Raw genomic sequence first — 2,184 nt, 5'->3', positions numbered from 1 at the left:
CGCCCTTTTTCTCCTACGCTACTCCCAGGTCCAGTCTGCGCTGTTTCCTATTGGTCACTTGCTATTCTGCCTCCCCGGCCCAGCCTTTTTTGCGTACTCCCCCGCCTTTTCCTCTCCCCAGGCTTTGTTCTTTATTGCCCGTCCGCCTTCCCTGTCGCGTCATCGTTTTTCCATTAGCCTCCAGCCCTTTCTTACTTGGACTCCCCTGCTTTTTTTACTTACCCTACCCTACCACCGCCGGCTATAGCAGAAGCAATCAGCTCCTCTTGCGCACTACTACGCTACTGCGGCCCCCTGCGGCCTATCAATCCTCCCTGCGTCTTCATTAGGCGCTACCCCACCGGCCTGCTTTTTCCCCTGCCTATTTTACTCGCCACCTCTCCCTTTCAACTTTTCCCCCATCCGCTTCCACCACTTACCGCCTACTTTTTTTCAGGCCTCCCCACCCAGCTGCTGCCTCTCGCCTCCTGCTGCTTGCCGCCTACCTTTTGAGGGCTCCTGCTCCTTTCTGCTCCTTACCGACTCCTTTTCCGGCCTGCTCCCCGTGGCCTTTTTCCTTACCGATTGACCTACCAACTTGCGTTTGGGCATTGGCGGCAGCCACCAGTTGGTGGCTGAGCGCCTGCTGCGCCCCGCGTTGGCTCTTACCCGCTCCTGCTTTACCCGACAGCCGGCTGGCTGGCCTGGTCCTGTTTCGTGCCGCACCGCAGTTGCGGCCATCCCACCCGGCCCTTTTCTATTTTTTCGCATGTCTCCTTCTTCAGAATCTACGCGTAGCGCAGCGGCGCGCAAGCAAGCCTTGCAAGACCAAGTGCTGACCACCATCCAGGGCCGGCGCCTGGCCGGCATCGCCCTCACTATGGGCCTGGGTAAAACGCTCCTCGGCCTGCGCGACATGGCCCGGCTGCTGGCCGCCGGCTTCCTCCCCGACCCAGGGGCCGGCAAGCCCTTTCTAGTGGCGGCCCCCACCCAGGCCATTCTGGACGCCTGGCCCCAGGAAGCGCATAAGTTCGGCCTAGCCCACCTGCTCGACCACATCACGTTCACCACGTACCGCTCGCTGGGCAAAGCTCTGGCGGCCGACACCTACCAGAAGCTCTACTTGGACGAGTGCCACGCCCTGAAGGACTCGCACGAGCCAGGCCTCAAAGCCCACGCGGCCCGGAAGCGCAGCATTCTAGGCCTGACGGGTACGCCGCCCGCGCAGGCTAATTCAGAGAAGGGCCGGCTGGTGGCTACCTACTGCCCCATCGTGGTGGACTACACCACCGACGAGGCCGTGCTGGCGGGCCTGCTCAACGACTACCGCCTGGTCGTGCACCGCCTGCCGTTGCGCACCGAGCGGGACTACGTGCTCACCACTAAGGCTGGCAGCCAGTTCACGACCAGTGAGCGCGAGAACTACGTCTACTGGAGCAAGCGCCTGGCTAACGCTGCCCAGGACCAGCTCCCGGTCGAGACGCTGCGCATCCTGCGCATGCAGGTCCTGATGAATTATCCCGGCAAGGGTCACTACATGCGCTGGCTGGCCAGTCAGCAAACGGAGAAGGTCTTGCTCTTCACCTGCAATCAGCAGCAGGCCGAAGAGCAAGCCACCCACACCTACCACTCCAAGAACAAGCACAGTCAGAAGAACCGAGATCTATTCAACGCGGGCGAGATTCAGCGGCTGGCCTGCGTTGCCCAGCTTTCGGAGGGCATCAGCATCCCCAATCTGCGGGTGGGTATTATCTGGCACGCCTTCGGCAACGAGCGCAAGGCGGCTCAGCGCATCGGCCGGCTGCTGCGCCTCAACCCCGATCAGACGGCCACGGTGCACCTGCTCCTGTACCAGGACACGGTCGATGAGCAGTGGGTCACCCAAGCTCTGGAGTCCTTCGACCCCGCCAAAATCAGCTATGTCGATGCCACCGGCTACGACCTGCTAGTTGCCCCATAAGCGTAGCAGCAGTTTATAGGGAAACCCTCCGACTCGTGAGTTATGCAACTTGAATGTTGGCGAAGGCAAAAATGTGTCGTAGGCGTAGCGTGGGATAATAGTCATCGAAAGAGGCTAGCGAAAACGAGCGTTAAGGTCACTGCTTCGTCTACATGCTGAATAATGCATTATCAGGTAAGACCCTAACGATGAAAGTTGGCAAGGTGTATATCTGAGTTGGGGGGGTGCCCTCTTTGCTTATCAAC

At 60.1% G+C, this 2,184-nt stretch carries 1 protein-coding gene; it reads left to right on the top strand.

Annotation, left to right across the window (positions count from 1 at the left end; translation table 11 throughout):
• The first annotated feature begins 748 nt into the window (after positions 1 to 748).
• Positions 749 to 1,939: a DEAD/DEAH box helicase gene (locus QMK33_RS23195; RefSeq protein ID WP_283567009.1), complete on the top strand. Its 1,191-nt coding sequence runs from the start codon at positions 749 to 751 to the stop codon at positions 1,937 to 1,939.
• The last annotated feature ends 245 nt before the right edge of the window (positions 1,940 to 2,184 follow it).

Origin of the sequence: Hymenobacter sp. H14-R3 (genome assembly GCF_030063445.1) — a bacterium.
Taxonomy (GTDB): Bacteria; Bacteroidota; Bacteroidia; order Cytophagales; family Hymenobacteraceae; genus Hymenobacter.
This window is presented reverse-complemented; position numbering and strand designations above follow the sequence as displayed.